At 66.6% G+C, this 23,520-nt stretch carries 20 protein-coding genes; 15 read left to right on the top strand and 5 right to left on the bottom strand.

The window, feature by feature from the left end; genetic code table 11:
• Positions 1-418 precede the first annotated feature (418 nt).
• The 10 genes from PKKP23_RS22460 (at position 419) to PKKP23_RS22420 (ending at position 8,854) form a co-directional block, all read left to right on the top strand.
• A complete protein-coding gene (locus PKKP23_RS22460) occupies positions 419-1,147 on the top strand; it encodes a YebC/PmpR family DNA-binding transcriptional regulator (protein WP_017774365.1) in 729 nt (242 codons plus the stop codon).
• Between the two features lie 225 nt (positions 1,148-1,372).
• Positions 1,373-2,650, top strand: a complete 1,278-nt coding sequence (gene purD / locus PKKP23_RS22455; RefSeq protein WP_017774364.1) for a phosphoribosylamine--glycine ligase — start codon at positions 1,373-1,375, stop codon at positions 2,648-2,650.
• A gap of 418 nt (positions 2,651-3,068) precedes the next feature.
• Positions 3,069-3,992 carry an oxygen-dependent coproporphyrinogen oxidase gene (gene hemF / locus PKKP23_RS22450; protein WP_126878489.1) on the top strand — a complete coding sequence of 308 codons (924 nt, stop codon included), beginning with the start codon at positions 3,069-3,071 and terminating at the stop codon, positions 3,990-3,992.
• A complete protein-coding gene (locus PKKP23_RS22445) occupies positions 3,983-4,711 on the top strand; it encodes a nicotinate-nucleotide adenylyltransferase (RefSeq protein ID WP_126878488.1) in 729 nt (242 codons plus the stop codon). The genes hemF and PKKP23_RS22445 overlap by 10 nt, the downstream gene beginning before the upstream one ends.
• A gap of 2 nt (positions 4,712-4,713) precedes the next feature.
• Complete coding sequence (gene rsfS / locus PKKP23_RS22440; RefSeq protein ID WP_126878487.1) at positions 4,714-5,181, top strand: ribosome silencing factor; 468 nt, start codon at positions 4,714-4,716, stop codon at positions 5,179-5,181.
• 56 nt (positions 5,182-5,237) lie between these two features.
• On the top strand, positions 5,238-5,708 hold the full coding sequence (gene rlmH / locus PKKP23_RS22435; RefSeq protein ID WP_017774360.1) for a 23S rRNA (pseudouridine(1915)-N(3))-methyltransferase RlmH: 471 nt from the start codon (positions 5,238-5,240) through the stop codon (positions 5,706-5,708).
• Positions 5,709-5,963: 255 nt separating this feature from the next.
• A complete protein-coding gene (locus tag PKKP23_RS22430; protein WP_126878486.1) occupies positions 5,964-6,611 on the top strand; it encodes a Maf family protein in 648 nt (215 codons plus the stop codon).
• Between the two features lie 18 nt (positions 6,612-6,629).
• A complete protein-coding gene (gene rng / locus PKKP23_RS22425; RefSeq protein WP_017774358.1) occupies positions 6,630-8,099 on the top strand; it encodes a ribonuclease G in 1,470 nt (489 codons plus the stop codon).
• Positions 8,100-8,309: 210 nt separating this feature from the next.
• A complete protein-coding gene (locus PKKP23_RS34190; RefSeq protein WP_017774357.1) occupies positions 8,310-8,468 on the top strand; it encodes a hypothetical protein in 159 nt (52 codons plus the stop codon).
• Between the two features lie 56 nt (positions 8,469-8,524).
• On the top strand, positions 8,525-8,854 hold the full coding sequence (locus PKKP23_RS22420) for a hypothetical protein (protein WP_126878485.1): 330 nt from the start codon (positions 8,525-8,527) through the stop codon (positions 8,852-8,854).
• Between the two features lie 74 nt (positions 8,855-8,928).
• Here PKKP23_RS22420 and PKKP23_RS22415 read toward each other — a convergent pair whose 3' ends face one another.
• Positions 8,929-9,771: a glycosyltransferase family 2 protein gene (locus tag PKKP23_RS22415; RefSeq protein WP_126878484.1), complete on the bottom strand. Its 843-nt coding sequence runs from the start codon at positions 9,769-9,771 to the stop codon at positions 8,929-8,931.
• A gap of 293 nt (positions 9,772-10,064) precedes the next feature.
• Here PKKP23_RS22415 and PKKP23_RS22410 point away from each other — a divergent pair, with 293 nt between their 5' ends.
• The gene (locus PKKP23_RS22410; RefSeq protein ID WP_126878483.1) at positions 10,065-11,315 is read left to right on the top strand and encodes an O-antigen ligase family protein; all 1,251 of its coding nucleotides are present in this window, start codon (positions 10,065-10,067) and stop codon (positions 11,313-11,315) included.
• A gap of 33 nt (positions 11,316-11,348) precedes the next feature.
• Here PKKP23_RS22410 and PKKP23_RS22405 read toward each other — a convergent pair whose 3' ends face one another.
• Positions 11,349-12,509, bottom strand: coding sequence for a glycosyltransferase (locus PKKP23_RS22405; protein WP_413213415.1), 1,161 nt, complete (start codon positions 12,507-12,509; stop codon positions 11,349-11,351).
• A 101-nt stretch (positions 12,510-12,610) separates the two neighbouring features.
• Here PKKP23_RS22405 and PKKP23_RS22400 point away from each other — a divergent pair, with 101 nt between their 5' ends.
• Positions 12,611-13,639 (top strand): glycosyltransferase, encoded by a 1,029-nt coding sequence (locus PKKP23_RS22400; RefSeq protein ID WP_126878482.1) that lies wholly within the window; start codon positions 12,611-12,613, stop codon positions 13,637-13,639.
• A 12-nt stretch (positions 13,640-13,651) separates the two neighbouring features.
• Here the strand turns inward: PKKP23_RS22400 and PKKP23_RS22395 are convergent, their stop codons facing one another.
• Together PKKP23_RS22395 and msbA are read right to left on the bottom strand one after the other, a co-directional pair.
• Positions 13,652-14,689: a glycosyltransferase family 2 protein gene (locus tag PKKP23_RS22395; RefSeq protein WP_240659101.1), complete on the bottom strand. Its 1,038-nt coding sequence runs from the start codon at positions 14,687-14,689 to the stop codon at positions 13,652-13,654.
• A gap of 165 nt (positions 14,690-14,854) precedes the next feature.
• A complete protein-coding gene (gene msbA / locus PKKP23_RS22390) occupies positions 14,855-16,642 on the bottom strand; it encodes a lipid A export permease/ATP-binding protein MsbA (protein ID WP_017774350.1) in 1,788 nt (595 codons plus the stop codon).
• A 286-nt stretch (positions 16,643-16,928) separates the two neighbouring features.
• On the opposite strand from msbA, the gene PKKP23_RS22385 reads away from it, so the two are divergent.
• A complete protein-coding gene (locus PKKP23_RS22385) occupies positions 16,929-17,723 on the top strand; it encodes a glycosyltransferase family 2 protein (RefSeq protein WP_126878480.1) in 795 nt (264 codons plus the stop codon).
• On the opposite strand, the gene dnaE is transcribed toward PKKP23_RS22385, so the two are convergent.
• Complete coding sequence (gene dnaE / locus PKKP23_RS22380) at positions 17,717-21,316, bottom strand: DNA polymerase III subunit alpha (RefSeq protein WP_126878479.1); 3,600 nt, start codon at positions 21,314-21,316, stop codon at positions 17,717-17,719. The two genes, PKKP23_RS22385 and dnaE, sit on opposite strands and share 7 nt — an antisense overlap.
• Before the next feature lie 240 nt (positions 21,317-21,556).
• On the opposite strand from dnaE, the gene PKKP23_RS22375 reads away from it, so the two are divergent.
• Positions 21,557-22,468, top strand: coding sequence for a sulfurtransferase (locus PKKP23_RS22375; protein ID WP_126878478.1), 912 nt, complete (start codon positions 21,557-21,559; stop codon positions 22,466-22,468).
• 115 nt (positions 22,469-22,583) lie between these two features.
• Positions 22,584-23,501 (top strand): tRNA glutamyl-Q(34) synthetase GluQRS, encoded by a 918-nt coding sequence (gene gluQRS / locus PKKP23_RS22370; RefSeq protein ID WP_126878477.1) that lies wholly within the window; start codon positions 22,584-22,586, stop codon positions 23,499-23,501.
• The last annotated feature ends 19 nt before the right edge of the window (positions 23,502-23,520 follow it).

The raw sequence follows: 23,520 nt of genomic DNA, 5'->3' as shown, positions 1-23,520 counted from the left end.
TCAAGGCCCACACCCCCGCCATCCGGCCGCTCTTCTGTCCTTCCCGCGTCCGCTCAGGCCACCGGACGGCGGCTGTCGGCCCGCCCCGGCGTGGTAAAATCGATGTTCGCTTCAGCGGGCTGGTGGGCGGCCAAGAACGCATTAACGGCGGCGGACTAACGGCGGCAAACTAACGGCGGGCAGACGGGTCGCCTGACCGGTCGGCTTCTTTCCCGCCGGGCGGCGCGTAACAACACGACGGACACGAAGGCCAAGCGGCCACGCCCCCGCACGACGGCGCGATCACGCGAACGCACGAACAGACATCGAGGCGCGCAAGGCCAGTGCCCTACGGCTGCCGGCCGCGCCCGAAATCGCAACGACGCAAAGACAATTGCACAATGCGCGCGCCTTGCCGGCGAGCGCCACGGAGAAAGGTATGGCGGGTCATTCGAAATGGGCCAACATCAAGCATAAAAAAGCAGCAGCGGACGCCAAGCGCGGCAAGGTCTGGACGCGGCTCATCAAGGAAATTCAGGTGGCGGCGCGCCTCGGCGGCGGTGACATCGACACCAACCCGCGCCTGCGGCTCGCCGTGGACAAGGCGACCGACGCCAACATGCCCAAGGACAACATCAACCGCGCGATCCAGCGCGGCGTGGGCGGCGTGGACGGCGCCACCTACGAGGAAATCCGCTACGAGGGCTACGGCATCGGCGGCGCGGCGATCATCGTGGACACGATGACCGACAACCGCACGCGTACCGTGGCCGAAGTGCGCCACGCGTTCTCGAAGTTCGGCGGCAACATGGGCACGGACGGCTCGGTGTCGTTCATGTTCGATCACGTCGGCCAGTTCCTGTTCGCGCCGGGCACGCCCGAAGACAAGCTCATGGACGCCGCGCTCGAAGCGGGCGCCGACGACGTCGTGACCAACGACGACGGCAGCGTCGAAGTGATCTGCCCGCCCAACGACTTCCCGAAGGTGAAGTCCGCGCTCGAAGCCGCGGGCTTCAAGGCGGAGGACGCCGAGGTGACCATGAAGCCTCAGACGGAAGTCGAATTCACCGGCGAAGACGCGGTGAAGATGCAGAAGCTGCTCGACGCGCTCGAGAATCTCGACGACGTGCAGCAGGTGTACACCAACGCGGTGATCGACGAGGCGTAAGGGCCACGACGCGCCACGGGCCACGCGCAAGGACAAGGCATAAAGGCGCGGCAATCTCGCCTGCGACGTATGCCATGTCCGCCCCACGTGCCTGTGTTATGCGTCGTCGTTCGCCGCGCGCCTTTCGTGTCACAGGCCTGACGTTCGCCCCGTGCGAACCTTGCGGATATCACGGCTGATGCGCTGGCATCGGCCGTCACGGTTTTTCAGTCTTCGGGGATTCAAATGAAGTTACTCGTCGTCGGTTCTGGCGGCCGCGAACATGCCCTCGCATGGAAGCTTGCGCAATCGCCGCGCGTGCAGCTCGTCTACGTCGCGCCCGGCAACGGCGGCACCGCGCAGGACGCGCGGCTCGCCAACGTCGACATCACGGCGCCGGACGCGCTGGCCGATTTCGTCGAGAAAGAGCAGGTCGCCTTCACCGTGGTGGGGCCGGAAGCGCCGCTCGCCGCGGGCATCGTCAATCTGTTTCGCTCGCGCGGCCTGAAAGTGTTCGGCCCCACGAAGGAAGCCGCCCAGCTGGAAAGCTCGAAGGACTTCGCCAAGGCGTTCATGAAGCGCCACGCCATTCCCACCGCCGAATACGAGACCTTCTCGGATGCCGCCGCCGCCCACGCGTACATCGACGCCAAAGGCGCGCCCATCGTCATCAAGGCAGACGGGCTCGCCGCGGGCAAGGGCGTCGTGGTGGCCATGAGCGCCGACGAAGCACACGCGGCCATCGACATGATGCTCGCCGACAACAAGCTGGGCGACGCGGGCGCGCGAGTCGTGATCGAAGAATTCCTCGCGGGCGAGGAAGCCAGCTTCATCGTGATGGTGGACGGCAAGCACGTGCTGCCGCTCGCCTCCAGCCAGGACCACAAGCGCCTGCTCGACAACGACGAAGGCCCGAACACGGGCGGCATGGGCGCCTACTCGCCCGCGCCCATCGTCACGCCGCAACTGCATGCGCGTGTGATGCGCGAGATCATCCTGCCCACCGTGCGCGGCATGGAAAAGGAAGGCATCCGCTACACGGGCTTCCTCTACGCGGGCCTCATGATCGACGCGCAAGGCAACCCGAAAACGCTCGAATTCAACTGCCGCATGGGCGACCCGGAAACGCAGCCCATCATGGCGCGTCTCAAGGGCGACTTCTCGAAGGTGGTGGAGCACGCCATCGCCGGCACGCTCGATACCGTCGAACTCGAGTGGGACCGCCGCACGGCGCTCGGCGTGGTGCTCGCGGCGCACAACTATCCGGACACGCCGCGCAAGGGCGATCGCATCAACGGCATTCCGGCCGAGACGGAAAATTCCGTCACGTTCCATGCGGGCACGTCGATCGTCGACGGCAAGCTGGTCACTTCGGGCGGCCGCGTGCTGTGCGTGGTGGGACTCGCGGACTCGGTGCGCAGCGCGCAGTCGGTCGCCTACGAGACGATCAACCAGATCTCGTTCGACGGCATGCAGTACCGCCGCGACATCGGGTATCGCGCGGTAAATCGCAAGCACGGGTGAGGCGGCACAGGCGGGCGGAGAGCGCGGGCACGGGCGATGTGACCCGCCGCTGCGTAAGCTGCCGCCTGTGGCCTGACGGCGAGCCACGTGCGGCCGGAACGTCGCGGCATCCCGCGTGAGCACGCTGCGAGGTCGCGCGGCATCGCAAGGTATGGCGCGGCATCGCCCGACATTGCAGAACATCGCGGAACATTGCACCCGGCGCCGGGGCCATTCATCGGCTGAAACAGAAGGACACGTGGCTCGACGCATCCGCAAGGCGCCACGTACCGGCCGCGCAGACGAGCCTTACCGCACCAGCCACCAGGCGGCGATGGCGCTACACTCCCGCTATCGGGCGCCCTACACAGAGCGGGCACGGCCCGAACCCTCACAGAGCCACTTCGCGGTAGCCGCAGCGCGCCGCCCCTCAATACCGATGACCGACTCGACTCAAGACAGCGCGGCCGTCAGCACCTGGCTGCAAGGACTGCAGACGCAGATTGCCGACACGCTCGGCGCCTTCGACGGCAAGCCGTTCGCCACCGACGACTGGCAGCGCCCGCCCGGCGAACGCCTGCGCGGCGGCGGCCGCACGCGCATTCTCGAAGGCGGCGATTTCTTCGAGCGCGGCGGCATCGGCTTTTCCGACGTCGCGGGCGACGCGCTACCACCGTCGGCAAGCGCTGCGCGTCCGCAGCTGGCCGGGCGCGGCTTCGAGGCGATGGGCGTCTCGCTCGTGCTGCACCCGCACAATCCGTACTGCCCCACCGTGCACATGAACGTGCGCATGCTGATCGCAACGAAGGCTGGCGAAGCGCCGGTGTTCTGGTTCGGCGGCGGCATGGACCTCACGCCCTACTACGGCTTCGAGGAAGACGCCGCGCACTTCCACCGCGTGTGCCGCGACGCGCTCGCGCCCCACGGCGAAGATCTTTACCCGCGCTTCAAGCGCTGGTGCGACGAGTACTTCTTCCTCAAGCATCGCAACGAGCCGCGCGGCATTGGCGGCATCTTCTTCGACGATTACGCCGAAGGCGGTTTCGAGCGCTCGTTCGCCATGCTGAAAAGCGTGGGCGAGGCATTCCTGAAAGCCTACGTGCCGATCATCGAGAAACGCCGCGCGCTGCCCTTCGGCGAAGCCGAGCGGGCCTTCCAGGCGTACCGGCGCGGCCGCTACGTCGAGTTCAACCTCGTGTTCGACCGCGGCACGCTGTTCGGCCTGCAAAGCGGCGGACGCACGGAGTCGATCCTGATGTCGATGCCGCCTGTCGCCAGTTGGCGCTACGACTGGAAGCCGCAGCCGGGCACGCCGGAAGCGCGCCTTTACACCGACTTCCTGGTGCCCCGCGAATGGGTGTGACGCAGCAGCCGCTGCCGCGGCGCGTCGGCCTCCTGGGCGGCACGTTCGATCCGATTCACAACGGGCATCTTGCGCTTGCGAGGCGCTTTGCCGAACTGCTGCAACTCACGGAAGTGGTGCTGCTGCCGGCGGGACAGCCGTGGCAGAAGGCGGACGTGTCGGCGGCCGAACATCGCCTTGCGATGACGCGCGCCGCGGCCGGCTCGCTTGTGCTGCCCGGCGTCACGGTGACGGTGGCCACCGACGAGATCGATCACGGCGGCCCCACCTACACGGTGGACACGCTCGAACGCTGGCGCGCGCGCGAAGCAAAGCAAATCGGGGCGTCCGGGACGCCGGCCTCGCTTTCGCTGCTGATCGGCGCGGACCAGCTCGTGCATCTGGACTCCTGGCACGACTGGCGGCGTCTTTTCGACTACGCGCACGTCTGCGCGGAGACGCGGCCCGGCTTCGAACCGGCGTCCGCGGCACCGGCCGTTGCGGCCGAAATCGCGATGCGCAAGGCCGATGCGGCCACGCTGCGTGCCACGCCGCACGGCCATCTGCTGATCGACGCGGCGCTCGCGTTCGACGTATCGGCCACCGACATCCGCAAGCACCTGCGCGAACACCTCGCCCAGCACGCGGACGCCGGCGGCACAGCGGCCATGCCGGAGGCGAGCCTCGTGCCCGCCGAAGTCTGGACCTATATTCTTCAACATCATCTGTACCACGGGTAATCATGGACATCCGCAAACTGCAGCGCGCCATCATCGACGGTCTTGAAGACGTGAAAGCGCAAGACATCAAGGTGTTCAACACCACCCATCTGACCGGACTCTTCGATCGCGTGATCGTGGCGAGCGGCACGTCGAACCGACAGACGAAGGCGCTCGCATCGAGCGTGCGCGAGAAAGTCAAGGAAGCGGGCGGCGAGATCATCAGCACGGAAGGCGAAGACATCGGCGAATGGGTGCTCGTGGACTGCGGCGACGCGGTGGTCCACATCATGCAGCCCGCGCTGCGCCAGTACTACAACCTCGAGGAAATCTGGGGCGACAAGCCGGTGCGCGTGAAGCTCACGGGCCGCGGCGGCTTCGGCGGTGCGCGCGCCGAAGAGCCGATGGAAGACGAGGACGAAGAAGACGAGGCGGCCGCGCCGGCACCGCGCAAGACACCGGCGCGCAAGAGCGCCGCGCGCCGCAGCTAAGGGCGGCGTAGCCGTCCTGCACGCTTCTTCCCCGCTCCCGCCTTGCTACCGTTGCGATGAAACTGCACATCGTTGCCGTCGGCCACAAGATGCCCGACTGGATCGCCGCGGGCTTCGACGAATACGCGAAGCGCATGCCGCCGGAACTGCGTATCGAACTGCGCGAACTGAAGCCGGAGCAGCGCGCGTCGGGCCGTTCCGCGGAGAGTGTGATGGCAGCCGAGCGGCAAAAGATCGAAGCGGCGCTGCCGAAGAACGCGCGCATCGTCGCCCTCGACGAACGCGGCAAGGACTGGACCACGATGCAGCTCGCCACCGCCCTGCCCGACTGGCAGCGCGACGGTCGCGACGTGGCCTTCCTGATCGGCGGTGCAGACGGGCTGGACCCGGCGCTCAAGGCCCGTGCCGATCTGCTGCTGCGCCTCTCGAGCCTCACGCTGCCGCACGCCATGGTGCGCGTGCTGCTCGCCGAGCAGCTCTACCGCGCCTGGACCATCACGCAGAATCACCCGTATCATCGCGCGTGAATGTTGACGCGCGGGTCGGCGCGGACGCGCAGTGCGCGCCGGACGCCGATGAGCCGTATGCCGATGATTCGCAGTCGATGCGTGACAGGGCGCTCGCCGGCGATGCTGCGGGTAGTGAAGTGGCTATGTAACACGCCCCACGCAACTCGCGTCTCGCCCGAAGCGTCCTGATCCTCGGGCAATCTCAGCATCAAAGCCGGCATCAACCTCAGCCGCACGCACCGAACGCCCCCGCCTACTTCCCGGAATCTGTTCATGACTTCGCCGTCCACGTCACCCACGCTGTCCACATCTGTCTGGCCCTTCGTCTATCTCGCCTCGCAAAGCCCGCGCCGCCAGGAACTGCTCCAGCAACTCGGTGTGCGTTTCGAGCTGCTGTTGCCGCGTCCCGATGAAGACGCCGAAGCGCTCGAAGCCACGCTGCCGGACGAAGCCGCCGACGCCTACGTCGTGCGCGTCTGCGAAGCCAAGGCCGAGGCCGCCCGTCTGCGCCTCGAACGGGGCGGCCATGCCGCGGCGCCGGTCCTCGTTGCCGATACAACCGTCACGATCGACGGCGCGATTCTCGGCAAGCCCGCCGACGCCGACGACGCGCTCGCCATGCTCGCGCGCCTTGCCGGCCGCGAGCACGAAGTGCTCACCGCCGTGACCGTGATCGACGCAGGCGGTGCGTTGCTGCCCACGGCGCTCTCGCGCTCGCGCGTGCGCTTCGTCACGGCGACGACCGAGGCGCTGGCGCGCTACGTCTCGAGCGGCGAGCCGTTCGGCAAGGCCGGCGCGTACGGCATCCAGGGACGCGCCGCCGAGTTCATCGAGCATATCGAAGGGTCCTATTCGGGTATCATGGGTTTGCCGCTTTACGAAACCGCCGCGCTGTTGCGCACGGCGCGCCTCGATTTCTAGAACATCTAGAACAACATCATGAACGAAGAGATCCTGATCAACGTCACGCCGCAGGAGACGCGCGTTGCGCTGGTCCAGCAGGGCGCAGTGCAGGAGCTTCACGTCGAACGCACGCTGTCGCGCGGGCGCGTCGGCAACATCTATCTCGGCAAGGTGGTGCGCGTGCTGCCAGGCATGCAGTCCGCCTTCATCGACATCGGGCTTGAACGCGCCGCGTTCCTCCACGTCGCCGACATCTGGCATCCGCGCGTAGCGGGCGAGCCGCAGCAGCCCGTGCCGCATCAGCCCATCGAGAAGATCGTGTTCGAGGGGCAGACGTTGATGGTGCAGGTCGTCAAAGACCCCATCGGCACCAAGGGCGCGCGGCTTTCCACCCAGGTGAGCATTGCGGGCCGCACGCTGGTGTATCTGCCGCAGGAGCCGCACATCGGCATCTCGCAGAAGATCGAAAGCGAAGCGGAGCGCGAAGCGGTGCGCGCACGGCTCACCTCCGTGCTGCCCGCGGACGAGAAAGGCGGCTACATCGTGCGCACCATCGCCGAAGACGCCACGAGCGAGGAACTGGCCGGCGACGTCGCCTATCTGCGCAAAACGTGGGCGACCATTCTCGCGCAGGCGCAGCGCATGCCGGCCACGAGCCTGCTCTACCAGGACCTCAACCTCGCGCAGCGCGTGCTGCGCGACTTCGTGAACGACGAAACGACGCGCATCCAGGTGGACTCGCGCGAAACGTTCCAGATGCTCACCGAGTTCGCCGCGGAATTCACGCCGGCGGTGTCGTCGAAACTCCATCACTACACGGGCGAGCGGCCGCTCTTCGACCTCTACAACATCGAGGCCGAAATCCAGCGGGCGCTGTCGCGGCGCGTGGACCTGAAGTCGGGCGGCTATCTCGTGATCGACCAGACCGAGGCGATGACGACGATCGACGTGAACACCGGCGGATACGTCGGCGCGCGCAACTTCGACGACACGATCTTCAAGACGAACCTGGAAGCGGCGCACACCATCGCGCGGCAACTGCGCCTGCGCAACCTGGGCGGCGTGATCATCATCGACTTCATCGACATGGAAAACGCCGAGCATCGCGACGCCGTGCTCGGTGAACTCAAGAAGGCGCTCTCGCGCGACCGCACGCGCGTGACGGTCAACGGCTTCTCGCAGCTGGGGCTCGTGGAAATGACCCGCAAGCGCACGCGCGAATCGCTTGCGCACGTGCTGTGCGAGCCGTGCCCGGTGTGCCAGGGCAAGGGCCAGGTGAAGACCTCGCGTACCGTCTGCTACGACGTGCTGCGCGAAATTCTGCGCGAGTCGCGCCAGTTCAATCCGCGCGAATTCCGCGTGGTGGCATCGCAGCAGGTGATCGACCTGTTCCTCGAAGAGGAGTCGCAGCATCTGGCGATGCTGATCGATTTCATCGGCAAACCGGTGTCGCTGCAGGTCGAATCGAATCTGAGCCAGGAGCAGTACGACATCGTGCTGATGTGAGCCGCGTCACGGCTCTACGCCTCCCGGCGCCACGCGAACGGCAGCCCATGCGCAATCTGTCGGCATAGCCGCTTCGCGGCTCTCCTGCGCGCGGCAGCAAAACGCGAGCCAAAAAACGCGAAACCAAAGCACGGCCCGAAAGCGCGAACCTGCTTCTCCCGCCCCATCGCCTAGAATCGAACTATCGGGTTGAACACTACGGAGGCTGCCATGGCTGAGTCGATGGTAAGCGTCGTTGTCGGGTTGCTGGTGCTGGCGCTGGTTGCCATCATGCTCACCTCGCGGTACCGGCACGATATTCACCGGGAGCGGATGCTGAGCCGCATGGATGGACACCGCTGGTGGGAGCGCGAGCGGCATCGTCACTGAACCGTCGAATGCAGGTTGAACAGCGGTAATCGACGATGCAACCCACGGAGGCGATCATGTCCGACCTACCCCGCGCCCACGAGGCCTGGCATCAGGCCGATTACGAGGGCTTCGAAATTCACGTGCGTCCCGTACCGGAAGACGTCCAGCAAGTGACGCCCGGCACCGTGGCGCGGCCCGCGCGATACACCTATGAGGGCTACGTCTGCCATCCCGGCGCGGATCCGGCGCTGCCCGGACACACGGTGCCGTTCCACGCAGACGGCGAAGAGTGGTTCGCAAGCGCCGATGATGCGCTGCACGAAGCCCTGCACGTGGGACGCAGCATCGTGGAAGGCTCGCATCCCGATCTTTCGGTGCTGGGCCTCGTGACGAGCGGGGTGTGAGCCGCTCATCGGCCGGCGGCCAGCGGCCAGGCCAGCAAATTCGGCCAGCAGCGCGGCCAGCAGAGAAGGACGTCCTAGCTCAGCGCGCGTTTGATGCGCGACTTCAACAGTGCGCGACTGAGCTTCGCGTGAGGCTGCGGTTCCTCCACCGCAACCGCGCCCTCGACGGGCTGACCGCGCCGCAGATAGAAGCGGTCGAAGGTCGCCTGGGTCATGCCCCATTTGTGCAGGAACTGGCGGCGTCCGTCGTTCTTGACGACCTTGCCGGTGCTCTTCTGCTGGAAGTGATAGACGAGACTGTCGCCCACGCCGAGGAAAATCCGGCACCCGGCATCCCACAGCTTCATCGAGAAATCGTTGTCGCTGCTCATGCCCGGACTCAGCTCGCTGCTGTAGCCGCCCACCTTGAACCACCAGTCACGATGAACGAGCGTCGGCGGCCACGTGGCGCCGCGCCAGTCGCCGCGCACGAGCGTGGGAGCGGCTTCCACCAGGGCATGCGCGTCGAAGCTTGCGGCCTCGCGGCCGAAGTCGCGCACCACGACGCACGGATTGCCCGTATCGACAGGCTCGATCATCGTGCCCGAGAGCAGGAAAAGGTCGGACGGCATCTGCGCGATCCGGCGGGCAAGCGCCACGTCCCAGCCCGGGCAGCAATACATGTCGTCGTTCATGTAGACGACGTAGTCTTCTCTGGCGCGCGCCGCCGCAAGATTCACGGCATGGCAGATCCCGATGTTGGCGGGCGATGCGGTGTGCTCGATGCCCTGCTCCCGCACCCACGCCAGCGTGCCGTCCGACCCGTCGTTGACGTGGACGATGATCTGGTGCGCGTGGGCGGAATGCCGCCGCAGGCTTGCGATCACGAGTTGCAGGTAGGGCAGGTTGTTCCAGGTGGGGATGATGATGGAGAACATCGGGAGTGGGAATCCTTGTGTTGCGCCGCATCGGCGGCACGTGCCTCGCACTGAAGGTGCGATTGTACCCGTGCATACCGTCCCTTCTGTCCCTGGCGCTCGTACCCTCCGCCGCCAGTCGGTGCGGATTGCCCAGGCGCCGCGCTTTCCGCTCCACCGGCCCGCCCTAAGCGCTGTGGCCCGTAGAGGGCCGGTTATAATGCCGCTCGCCTTCGTATATCAAAATTGACGCCACGCCACCCGTCGATTCATCGCTCGCAAACCGGCCGGCGTGGCCGCCCTGATTCGTCCCTATGACTTTATCGCCTCGCCTTGTGCGGCTTGTCGGCGCCCTGCTGTTTCTCGCCCCCGCGGTGAATCTCGTCTGGCGTGGCGGCACCGGTTACTGCTTCTTCCTCCTCGTCGCGATCTCGCTGTACGTCGCGTTCGCCAACCGGCATTCCCGCGAGTACTTCGCGCCGCTGCGCAAGTACCCGTGGTACACGGCGAGCATGCTGGTGTTCACGCTCGCCATCGCGCTCCAGCAAGCGGTCGAACATTACTGGCTGCCTCGCCAGTTCGACGCCCTTTCGCGTTTCGCGCTGGCGCTGCCGCTGTTCCTCATGCTGTGTCGCATGCCGCCGCGGTATCTGCGCGCCGTGGGCTGGGGCTGCGTGGCGGGGGCACTCGCCGTTGCGGTGTGGGCCATCGTGGCGCGCCCGCCCGGCGGCTGGACCGACGCAACGCGCCTCAACAACTCTTACACGAATGCGATTCCGTTCGGCGACACCGCACTGCTGCTCGCTTTCCTCTCCATTTTCACTTTCGGCTGGGACCCGCGGCGCGACTGGCGCACGCTCGCCATCAAGCTGCTCGCGCTCGTGGCTGGCGGGTTTGTCTCTTACCTTTCGGGGACGCGCGGCGGCTGGCTCGCCGTGCCGATCTTCGTCGTACTGCTCGGCACGCAATACGGCTGGTTTGCCCACTGGAAGCGGCTCGCGATCGCCACGGTGGTGGTGGTGGCCTGTGCCGCGGCGCTGCTGTCGACGGAGCGCATGCGACATCGCTTCGACGAAGCCACGACCGACGTCACACTCATGCAGCGCGGCAACGACGACACCTCAGTCGGCTTGCGGCTGCAACTCTGGCAGGCGTCACTGAGGATTTTCTCGCAGCACCCGGTCTACGGCGTGGGTAAAGGCCGGCTGGTCGATGCGCTCGGTGAGATGGCCAAACGCGGCGAAGTGAAGAGCGAGATCGTCAATGAACGCGCCCACAGCGACTTCTTCTCGACGCTCGCGGAGATGGGAACGGTCGGCGTGCTCTGCCTCGCGCTCTACTATTTCGGCACCCTGGTCTACTTCTGGCGTCATCGCCGCGCCGCAGACCCCACCATCCGGGCCGCCGCCCATGCGGGGCTCGCCGTGTCGTTCAGCACCATCATCTTCGGGCTCACCATCGACGTACTCGTGCCCATCATGGTGACGGTGCTCCTTGCGCTGCTCACGGCGACGCTGCTTGCCATGATCGAGGTGCGCGGCCGGGAGATCGCGTCGGGCAGCTGAAGCGGCCGGTACCTACCCTTCGCCCACCGCGGCTCAAACGGCTGACATCAGGCGATAAAGCGCGGCCACGTGCGCATCCACGCCCGGGTCGTAGACGAGGTTCTCCAGCGGACGTTCGAGACGCGCATGGCCTGCGCGCACCTGCTCGATGGCCGCCTGAATCGCGTGCTCGAAGCTGCCGGGCGTGGTGCGCGAGAACTCGATCTTCCCACCCTGCGCGACGGCTTCGGCCGACCCGACGTTATCCGCGATGACGAGCGGCGTGCCGCACATCACCGACTCCACGCCCACGAGGCCGAAGGGCTCGTAAGCCGACGCCACCACGGTGTAGTCCGCCGCCGCGAACAACGTCTCGATGTCGCGGCAGTAGCCCACGTAGCGAATCGTGTCGCTCGTGCGAGGCACCGGACGCCCCGCCACGGCAAGGCACACCGGCAATGTCGTCTGGGCAAAGAACGCTTCGAGCAGGTCATACCCTTTGCGTTCGTGGCTCGTGGACGAGAACACGAAGACCACGCGGTCTTCGGGCAAGCCGAAACGGCGCCGCGCCTCCATGCGCGCGTCGTTCGCGAGCGGCTTGAACCGGCCCGTATCGACGGGCGGATAGATCACCGAGATCTTCCCGGGCGCGATGCCATAGAACCGCTGCAACTCTCGGCCCATCAGTTTCGAGTGCGCCACGATCGCCCGCGCGTTCGTGTAGGTGCGTCGCTCCAGTTCGATCTGCCAGCGGTCGCTGCGCCGCTCGCTGCGTCCTGCCGCTTCCAGCGAGCCCGGGTGGGTGCCGCCGCACAACGCCACGTCGGCGAATGGCGAATGGTTGATCGCGAAGAGGCACTGCGGCCGGTGTTGCCGCAGCCGCCGCGCGAGCCGCCAGTTGAATGCCAGATTGCGCAGCTTGCGCGGTGCCCAGCGCACGTTGAGCGGCTGGGCGTCGATCCAGCGAGCTTCCTCCATCGCGCGGTCAATCTCGCGTGCGTAGAGCGTGGGCCGCAGCCCCATGCGATGAAAGCCCGCGATGACGTCACGCGTGTAACGCTCCGCTCCGCCGCTCGCTTTCAACGCCTGAGCCGTGAGCGCGATGTCGGTCAGCCGCAAGGAATCGTTGGGCGCATGCGTCAGGGCATCGGCGCGGGGATCTGACGAGGATTCAGGCAAGGACGGCATCTCGTTCGGGATGGATTGAATGGTCACGCGAGCGCGTGGAAGCGCCGCGGCGAACCAGCGCGATTGTAATGGAACCGCGAGACGCTCGACCCAGTAGAATCTGCCGGTTCGCCTTTCGACACCCGCTTATGAACACACCTGAGGCATCGCCCGCCGCCCCCGCAGACGCCGGCACGACAGCATCCGCTGCGCGACCGCTTGTCTCCGTCCTGCTGATCGCCTACAACCAGGAACGCGTGATTGCCGATGCCGTGCGCAGCGTGCTGGCGCAGACCTGGCAGCCGGTCGAGATCATCATTTCCGACGACTGCTCGCGCGACGGGACGTACGCCGCCATCGAAGCGACGGTGCGCGACTACACCGGCCCGCATCGCGTCATCACGCGCCGCAATACGGTCAACGAAGGCATCAGCGCGCACCTTTCGCGCCTCGCCGGCATGGCTCACGGCGAACTACTGTTCGTTGCCGCCGGCGACGATCTTTCGGCCCCCGACCGCTGCGAGCGCGTCGTGCAGTTCTGGCTCGAGCACGGCCGCCAACCGGATCTGATCGCAACGGATCTCACGAGCATCGACGACGCCGGCGATGCACACGGGCGCGTCACGCCCGACGACCTCGGCCGCTACCGCATCGACGACTGGTTCGAGAAGCGGCCCTTCCTGGTGGGCGCGGCACACACGTGGTCGCGTCGTCTTTTCGAGCGCTTCGGCCCGATGCAGCCAGGCACGGCCGCCGAGGACCAGATCATGACGTTCCGCGCCATCGCCACGGGCGGCGCCATGAGCTTGCACGAGCCGCTCGTGCGCTACCGGCGCGGCGGCCTTTCGGGCAAGCGGCGCTACCGCTCGGTGGCTGAGATGCTCGCGCGCGTGCAGCAAAGCAATCGCTTCGCGCTGTCGGAGGCGGCGCAGTTGCAGCGAGATGCGGAGGTGGCGGGTCTTGGCGACCGGATGCGGCGCACGCTCGCGCCGAAGATCGCCCGTGAACAGTTCATCCGCGCGATGTTCGAGGCGCGGGGTATCGGCGAGCGTCTGGCGCTCGTCTTTGGTCAACGGGACGTCAAGTGGGGGCTCAGGATCAGGATGTTCCTCCACACCACCTGCCCCGCCGTCTACGCGCCGCTCCTCTGGGCCAAGCGCACCTTCAGAAAGGGATAGCGCGAAGCCGGCTCAGACGCGGGACAGTCCGGCGGCAGTACGTCCGCCGCGCCGGCGGCCGGCGTCCATGCCGAAGCGCAGCACGCTGAGCCGCAGGCGTCGCAGCATCTTGAGGGAACGCAGGAAGGTCTCGCCGGTGTGCGTATTTGTGACGAACCACAACGCGCCCGCCATGTTCGCAAGGCCCCGCGAAAGCGCGGCCATGTCGGCCTGAGCGCGCGGCGGCAGTTCATCGCCGAAACGGAAGGCGAATGCCTGCAACTGCGCCGCCACGCCATTGATCTGCCGGCGGCGGCCGCGCTCGCGCCGCTCGGCCGATGAAAGCGCCGCGAGAGCCGGGTCGCGTACGACCTGGCAGCTGCCCGTGGCGGCTGCCCCCACCGCGTTGCCCCCATGCTGCCGGTACTTCAGATGCGGCTTCGCAACATGCACGATCTCGCCGAACGCAGCCGCCACCATCGCCAGCCACCAGTCGTGCATCACGACCTGTGGCGGCATCGGCAACGCGCGTTCGACCGCAGCCCGATTCAGCAGCATCGAGCAGCCGGGAATGTGGTTGCTCAGAAGGAAGTCGCGCAGCCGCGCGGCGTTGGCCGACTTCGTCGTGATGTGAAACAGCGACCTGGACAGGCAGGCAAGACGCGCATCGACCAGTTCGATGTCGCAGAAGGCCAGCGCGGGGGTGTCGGCGCCGCGCCGCGCGGCCACGGCCTGCAGCGCCGCAACGGCGTCGGCGATTTTCTCCGGCGCCCAGACGTCGTCCTGGTCGGCTAGCGTGATGAACTCGCCTTCACAACCGGCCATCGCCCGTTCGAAGTTGCGCGCAATGCCCACGCGCTCGCCGGCCGCCACGACCCGGATGCGAAGCGGGCCGCGGTAGGACTGGAGCAGATCGGGGGTTCCGTCGGTGGAGCCGTCGTCGGAGACGACGACTTCGAGATTCGGCCAGGTCTGGGCTTCGAGGGAGGCCAGGAACTCGGGCAAATGCAGCGTGCCGTTATAGGTTGCGAGCGCGACTGAAACGAGCGGAAAGCGTGTGTGAGCGAGCATGCCGGGAAGCCGCGGCGTCTCGCGCCGCATCGTTGCACAGACCAGCGCGCAGCATGAGGGACAGATTCGAAAATTGCAACAATTCGTTACAACTCGGGCGATCAATTGTGGCGTCGGCGCACTTGCGGGCGGCGGAGAGGCCCGGCGGGAACACCACCCCCTGCCCTACGCCGCCGCCTGCTGAAACTGGATCCGGTGCAGATGCGCGTAAAGCCCGCCCTGCGCCAGCAATTGCTGATGGCTGCCGCGCTCGACGATGCGCCCTGCTTCCATCACGAGAATCCGGTCGGCGCGCTCGATGGTGGAAAGCCGGTGCGCGATCACGAGCGTCGTGCGCCCGCGCATCAGCGTTTCCAGCGCGGCCTGTACGTGGCGCTCCGATTCGGAGTCCAGCGCCGAGGTGGCTTCGTCCAGAATCAGGATCGGCGCGTCCTTGTAGATGGCTCGCGCGATGGCGAGGCGCTGCCGCTGTCCGCCCGACAGCCGCATGCCGTTGTCGCCCACGAGCGTATCGATGCCGTCCGGCATCGCCGTGACGGTGTCCCACAGGTTCGCCGCCTTCAGTGCCGCGGCCACGCGCTCGCGGTCGGGGGTCTCGCCGTAGGCCACGTTGCTCGCGATCGTGTCGTTGAAGAGCGTCACGTCCTGGCTCACCATCGCGATCTGGCTGCGCAGCCCGTGCACGTTGTAGTCGGGCAGCGCGACGCCGTCCACGAGAATCTCGCCGCCCGTCGGGTCGAAGAAGCGCGGCAGCAGGTTCACGAGCGTGGTCTTGCCGCTGCCCGACGGCCCCGCGAGCGCCACCATCTCGCCCGGCGCCACCTTGAACGACACGCGGTCGAGCGTGGGCTGACCGGCGAGGCCATAGGTGAACGACACGTCGCGAAACTCGACCTCGCCGGTCGCGCGTTCGAGCGGCAGCCCGCCGCCTTCGGGCTCGGGCGGCTCGTCGATCAGGCCGAAGATCAGCTCGGCCGCGGTCATGCCGCGTTGCAGCGGCTGGTTCACGTCCATCAGATGCTTGAGCGGCGAAATGATGAGCAGCATCGACGTGACGAACGCGACGAAGCCTCCCACCGTGGTCTGGTCGTGCGACGACTGCACCACGGCGATCGTGATGACCACCGCGAGCGCAATGGACGACAGGAACTGCGTGAGCGGCTGCGCGAGCCCGCCCGAGATGGTCATCCGCATCGAGTAGCCGCGCAGCCGGCGGCTCAGCGCGTTGAAGCGGTCGGTCTCGTATCGCTCGCCGTTGTGGACCTTCACGACCTTGTAGCCGCCCACGGTCTCTTCGACGATGTACGACAGTTCGTTGGTGAGCGCCTGGTGCTCGCGGTTCAGGCGCCGCAGGCGCCGGTTGATCTTGCCCACCAGCCAGCCGATGCCCGGCAGCAGCACGGCCACGATCAGCGTCAGGCGCCAGTTGAGATAGAACAGGTACGCCAGCAGGAACAGCACGGTGAGCGAGTCGCGCACGAGCGTCACCATCACGCTCACCAGCACGTTGAGGATCTGGTTGACCTCGAACACGATGGCGTTGATGACGGTACTCGCGGTTTCGCGCTGGAAGAATGCGACGCTCGTATGGATCATCCGGTCGAACATCTTCATGCGCAGTTCGAGCAGGACGCGGTTCGACACGTACTGCAGCAGGTAGCCGGACGCATACTGCGAGACGCCACGCACGAACGCGAGGCCGATCACGGCAGCGGGGACGTACCACTTCGCGCTGGGGCTGCCCTTGGCGCCGAAGCCGTGGTCGAGCAGCGGCTTCAAGAGCGCGGGGATGCCGGCGTCGGTGGCCGAGCTGACGGCCATGGCCGCGATGCCGGCAATCAACACCCACCACAACGGCTTCAGGTACGGCAGCAACCGCCGCAACACGACGACGGGCGAAGAAGCGTCGCCGGAACCGCCTATGGGCTTGCTTAACGTGGGCTTCGCGCTCAAGAGTTCCTCGGGAAATACGGACAAACAGGCGTCCGGGGCAGTTGCGCCGCGGACCGATCGGAAAGACCAGCATTGTAAACCGCCGGCCACGGGGCACCGCACAGCAGCGCCGATACATTCGCTTGCACGCGTTCTGTTCGCGTTCTGTTCGCGTTTTGCGCGCGTTTCGTGCGCATTGCAGCATCAGGGTTCAACCGTGCCGACGGCTCGGCCGCGCGCGCTGTGTATACTTTCGCGAGCTTTTCCGACGCCTTCTCCACTCACCTCTACCGCCCGCTACTCACGCATGAACCCGCCTACGCTCGGCGTCGCCATCATCACCCGCAATGCCGCCGCACGGCTCGCCGAGTGCCTTGCCTCCGTGGCCTTCGCCGACGAGATCGTCGTGGTGGACAGCGGCAGCACCGATACCACGCTCGAGATCGCCCGCGCCCACGGCGCCCGCGTCATCGAGCACCTCGACTGGCCCGGCTTCGGCCCGCAGAAGAACCGCGCGCTCGATGCGCTTGCCACGACCTGGGTGCTTTCCATCGACGCCGACGAGATCGTCTCGCCGCAACTGGCCGCCTCCATACACGCCGCAATCGCGGAGCCGCGCGCGGACGTCTACGAAATCGACCGGCTGTCGAGCTTCTGCGGCCAGTGGGTACGCCACAGCGGCTGGTATCCGGACTGGATTCCGCGCCTGTTCCGGCGCGGCGCGGCGCGCTTTTCCGGCGACCTCGTACACGAGCGGCTCGTCTTCGAGGGGCCGACGCAACGGCTCGACGGCCGGCTACTGCACTACTCGTACGAAGACTTCGAGAGCGTGCTGCGCAAGCTCGACGCCTACTCCAGCGCCGGCGCTGCCCAGCGGCACGCAGCGGGGCAGCGCGGCAGCTTCGGCAAGGCGGTGGCGCGCGGCCTGTGGGCCTTCGTGCGTACCTGGATTCTGCGGCGAGGGTTCCTCGACGGCCGCGCGGGTTTCATGATCGCCGTCTTCAATGCGGAAACGGTCTACTACCGCTTCCTCAAGCTCGCCCATCTGGACGAAGCGGACCGCCGGCCCGCCCCGCAGGACGCCGGCAAGTCCGTTCAATAAACGATTTCGATCGAGCTTCCCGCGAACTCGCCGCGCAACGCCGAGAGCAGTTCGTCGGTGGGCTTCACGCGCCACGCGTCGCCTAAGCGCACTTCGCCTTCGGCGTTGTCGCTGCGATAGACGATCTGCACCGCGAGGCCGTTGGGAATCGGCGCGGACGCTGCGCGGGAGTGACCGCCACCGTTGCCTCCATAGCCCCCGCCGTTCGCCCCATTGCGGCCATACCCGCCGTTGCCGCCCCTGCCCGCGGGCGCCGATGCCGGCGCAGCCGCGGCCTGCGCCTCGTCGGCACGGGCGCAATGCGCCTCCAGCACGCGGCGCAGCGCAAGCGCGTCAGCGTTGCCGTTCATCTGTACCTTCACCGCCTGGGCATAGCGGCTGCGCGCGCGCTCGAGGTCCATCACCGTCTCCGCCGTGAAGCGGATGCCGCCCGTGAACGCGTCGTTGCGCGCCTGGCCCTGCACGACGAGCAGTTCGTCTTCCTTGAACAGGTGCTTGTGCGCTTCGAACTGTTCGTTGAAAACGGTCACTTCGCACTGGCCTGTGCCGTCGTCCACGAGTGCGATCAGCATCTTGCCGCGCTGCGTCATCTGCGTGCGCAGTGACGCGATCACGCCCGCAATCAGCCGGTCGCGGCCCTCCTTCAGTTCGCCGATCTTGAGCCGCACGAAGCGGCGCACCTCGTCCTTGTAGGCATCGAAGAGGTGGCCCGAGAGATAGAAGCCCAGCGCGCCCTTCTCTTCCTGAAGCTTGCGCTTTTCGGGCCACGCCGACTCGTCCACGAGTTCGTGGCCTTGCGAGGGCGCGTCGCCCATGTCGAAGAGGCCGGCCTGCAAGGCATTCGCGGCGGCCTGCTCGGCCGCTTCCATGGCGAGCGGCACCGACGCGATGAGCTGCGCGCGATTGGCGTGCAGCGCGTCGAACGCGCCGGCGCGGATCATGGCCTCCACCGTGCGGCGATTGACGATACGGCGATCCACGCGCGCGCAAAAATCGAACAGGTCCGTGAAGGGACCGTCTTCGCGCGCCCGCAGAATTTCCTCGATCGCGTTCTGGCCGCTGCCCTTGATGGCGCCAAGGCCGTAGCGGATGGTCTTCGCGCGCTTGCCGTCGGGCTCGCCCACCGGCTCGAAGCGATAGGCCGAGCAGTTGACGTCGGGCGGCAGCACCGTCATGCCGTTGGCGATGCAGTCTTCGAACAGGATCTTGACCTTGTCCGTGTCGTCCATCGCGAGCGACATGTTGGCCGCCATGAATTCGGCGGGATGGTGCGCCTTCAGCCAAGCGGTGTAGTACGCGAGCAGCGCGTAGGCCGCGGCGTGCGACTTGTTGAAGCCGTAGCCCGCGAACTTCTCCATCAAGTCGAAGATTTCGTCGGACTTCGCGCGCGAGAGGCCGTTCTTCGCGGCACCTTCGGCGAAGATTTCGCGGTGCTGCGCCATCTCTTCGGGCTTCTTCTTGCCCATCGCGCGACGCAGCAGGTCGGCGCCGCCCAGCGAGTAGCCGCCGATGATCTGCGCCATCTGCATCACCTGCTCCTGATAGACCATGATCCCGTAGGTCTCTTTCAGGACGGGCTCGACGCGCGGGTCCGGGTACTCCACCATCTCGCGGCCGTGCTTGCGCGCGCAGAAGCTGGGGATCAGGTCCATCGGGCCTGGACGGTACAGCGCCACGAGCGCGATGATGTCTTCGAAGCGGTCGGGCTGGGCGTCTTTCAGCATGCCTTGCATGCCGCGGCTTTCCAGCTGGAACACGGCAACCGTGTTGGCCTTTTTGAGGATCGAGAACGACGCCGGGTCGTCGAGCGGCACCTGCGCGAGCGACCAGTTCTCCTTCGACGGATCGAGCCGGCGAATGTAGCGCTCCGCCCAGTCGAGAATGGTCAGCGTCGTGAGACCCAGAAAGTCGAACTTCACGAGGCCGACGGCTTCCACGTCGTCCTTGTCGTACTGGCTCACCACGCCGCTTTCGTCGCCCTGCGTGTAGAGCGGACAGAAGTCGGTGAGCTTGCCGGGCGCAATCAGCACGCCGCCCGCGTGCATGCCGACGTTACGCGTCAAGCCTTCCACGCGCTGCGCGAGTTCGAGCAGCTGGCGTACTTCGTCTTCGTTGTCGTTGCGCTCCTGCAGCAGCGGCTCTTCCTTCATCGCGTCGGCAATCGTGACGTGCTTGCCGGGCTTGAACGGAATGAGCTTCGCCACGCCGTCCGTGAAGTTGTAGCCGAGGTCGAGCACGCGGCCGATGTCGCGCACCGCCGCCTTCGCCGCCATGGTGCCGAAGGTGGCGATCTGCGAGACGGCGTCCGCGCCGTACTTTTCCTTCACGTACTGGATCACGCGGTCGCGGCCGTGCTGACAGAAGTCGATGTCGAAGTCAGGCATCGACACGCGTTCCGGATTCAGGAAGCGTTCGAACAGCAGGTTGTAGCGCAGCGGATCGAGGTCGGTAATACCGAGCGCGTAAGCGACGAGCGAGCCCGCGCCCGAACCGCGGCCCGGCCCCACCGGCACGCCGTTGTTCTTGGCCCAGTTGATGAAGTCCGCAACGATCAGGAAGTAGCCCGGAAAGCCCATCTTGATGATGGTTCCGCACTCGAAGTCGAGGCGCTGGTAGTAGCGCTCGCGTTCCTGCTCGCGCTCGGCCTCGTTCGGATAGAGCTGCACGAGGCGCTTCTCGAGCCCTTCTTTCGAGAGCTGCACGAGGTAGTCGTCGAGCGAGAGGCCATCCGGCGTCGGAAAGAGCGGCAGCTTGGGCTTGCCGAGTTCGAGCGTGAGATTGCAGCGCTTCGCGATTTCAACGGTGTTGGCGAGCGCGGACGGAATGTCGGCGAAGAGCTTCGCCATCTCGTCCTGGGTGCGGAAGTACTGCTCGGTGGTGAAGCGTTTCGGGCGACGCGGATTGGCGAGGATGTCGCCTTCCGAAATACAGACGCGCGCCTCGTGTGCCGTGAAGTCGTCGGGCGTCATGAACTGCACGGCGTGCGTGGCAACCACCGGCAGCTTCAGTTGCGCCGCGATCGTCACCGCCTGTTGCACATAGGCTTCCGCGCCGGGATGGCCGCCACGTTGCAACTCGATGTAGAACCCGTTCGGAAAGACCTTGGCCCAACGCTCGGCATGGCGCTTCGCCGCTTCGTCGTTGCCGGCGGCAAGCGCAAGACCGATGTCGCCGTGCTGCGCGCCCGACAGCGCAAGCAGCCCTTCGGCAAGCTCGCCTTCGAGCCACGCCGCATCCACTTCGGCGCGGCCGCGGTACTGGTTCGTGAGCCACGCTTTCGTGAGCAGCTCGCAGAGATTCAGGTAACCGCGTCGGTCCTTCACGAGCAGCAAAAGACGCGAAGGCTTGTCGCGGTCGTCCGGATTCATGATCCAGACGTCGCAGCCGGCAATGGGTTTGACCCCTTTGCCGCGGGCTTCCTTGTAGAAACGAACGAGACCGAAGGCGTTGCCGAGATCGGTGAGCGCGAGTGCGCCCTGACCGTCTTTGGCCGCCGCCGCGACGATGTCGTCAAGGCGCACGATGCCGTCGGCAATCGAGAATTCCGAGTGGACGCGGAGGTGAACGAAGCGGGGATCTGACATGCGCGACATTGTACAACCGGGCGCCTGCGGCCTTCGGCTAATTTGGGGCGGCGAGAGAGGCGAAAAGCTGCGTGGCGGACAGGCCTCACGAGGTGCTCCCGGGGCATCCAGGCCGATGCAGAAGAGCCCCTTCGCAGTTGAGGGATAATAGCGGTTTGCGCCCGCGCCGCTTGCGTCCGGCAGCTGTAACGCCGTCGCGGCAACCTCGCCGCCGCACCGCTGCGCAGGCCTGTCTTATCGCAGAACGCCATGTCCATCCTGAATCTCGCTTCCTACTACTTCGTCACGCTCGACAAGACCGCCGAATGGCGCCCGCTCATGCTCGAACGCTGCAAGGCGCTCGACCTGCGCGGCACCATCCTGCTCGCGCCCGAAGGCATCAACCTGTTCGTCGCCGGCACGCCCGACAACGCCCGCGCGTTCATGGATTACCTGCGCCACGACCCGCTCTTCGAAGGCAAGTTCACGAGCCTGCAGTTCAAGGAAAGCTTCTCGGAGGACCGGCCGTTCAACCGCATGCTCGTGCGCCTCAAGCGCGAGATCATCACGATGAAGAAGCCCGCGATCCAGCCCGAGCTGGGCCGCGCGCCCGCCGTGGACGCCCGTACGTTGAAGGCATGGCTCGACCGCGGTCACGACGACGAAGGCCGCCCGGTCGTGATGCTCGACACGCGCAACGCGTTCGAAGTGGACGTGGGCACGTTCGACGACGCGCTCGACTACCGCATCGCGAAGTTCAGCGAATTCCCCGCCGTGATCGAGGCGCATCGCGCGGACCTGGAAGGCAAGACGGTGGTGTCGTTCTGCACGGGCGGCATCCGCTGCGAGAAGGCGGCCATCCACATGAAGGAAGCGGGCATCGAACATGTCTATCAGCTCGAAGGCGGCATCCTCAAGTATTTCGAGGAAGTGGGCGGCGCGCACTATCACGGCGCCTGCTTCGTGTTCGACCACCGCACGGCGCTCGACCCCGCGCTCAAGCCCGCCGACATCGCGCAATGCTTCGCGTGCCGCGCCGTGGTGAGCGCCGAGGATCAGCGCTCGCCGCTCTATACGCCGGGCAAGAGCTGTCCCGCATGCCATCCGGCGCGTGCTAACGGCGGCGCTCAAGCCGGGGCGCACACGGCGGCGACTGTCGGTGAGCGTTCGCAGGCTGCTTGAGCCTATCGAGCCTATCGAGCCAGCCGAGCCCGTCTAGCCGGTCGAGTCCGTTAAGCCGCCAAGCCCCTTCTGCGCGTTGAGCACCCGCCCACAACCCACCACAGCGGCCCGCACCATGGCCTACCGCGGCCGCTTCGCCCCGTCGCCCACCGGACCGCTGCACTTCGGCTCGCTCGTGGCAGCACTCGCGAGCTGGGCGGATGCGCGTGCGCACGGCGGCGCCTGGCTCGTGCGCATCGAAGACGTGGACGGGCCGCGCACCGTGCCGGGCGCGGCCGATGACATCCTCGACACGCTCGCGCAATTCGGCATGCGCGCCGACGAACCGCCCGTCTGGCAAAGCCAGCGCACGGCGCGCTACCAGCAGGCGTTCGATCAGTTGCAGGCAGCCGGACTCGTCTACCCGTGCGGCTGCACGCGCAAGGAAATTGCCGACTCGCAGTTGCATACCCATACGCGTCACACCACGCTGATCTACCCGGGCACCTGCCGCCAAGGTTTGCACGGCAAGACGCCGCGCGCGTGGCGCCTGCGTGTGCCGGACGGCGCACCCAGCGTGGTGAATGAAAAAAACATGGCGGACGACCCCGCCGTGATCTCGTTCGTGGACCGCTGGCAAGGGCTGCAAACGCAGAATCTGGCGACGGAAGTCGGCGACTTCGTGCTGCTGCGCGCGGACGGGCAATGGGCGTATCAGCTCGCGGTGGTGGTGGACGACGCCGACGCAGGCATCACGCACATCGTGCGCGGCGCCGACCTGCTGGATTCCACCGCGCGGCAGATCTACCTGCAGCGGTGCCTGGGCGTGCCGACGCCCGCGTATCTGCACGTGCCGGTCGTCACGAACGACGAAGGCGAAAAGCTCAGCAAGCAGACCGGCGCCACCGCGCTGGACGCAAGCCGGCCGCTCGACGCGCTGCACGCGGCGGCAAACCATCTGGGACTGGATCTGGACGAGACGCGCTATGCATCGACAGCGGCGTTTCTGGCCGGCGCCACGGCAGCGTGGGCGCGGCTGATGAAGATCTCGTGACGGCTCTCGGGCCGGCCGC

The organism is Paraburkholderia kururiensis JCM 10599 = LMG 19447, from assembly GCF_003986935.1.
GTDB classification, from domain to species: Bacteria; Pseudomonadota; Gammaproteobacteria; order Burkholderiales; family Burkholderiaceae; genus Paraburkholderia; species Paraburkholderia kururiensis.
The sequence above is the reverse complement of the archived record's forward strand: the minus strand, read 5'-3'. Positions and strand labels throughout refer to the sequence as shown.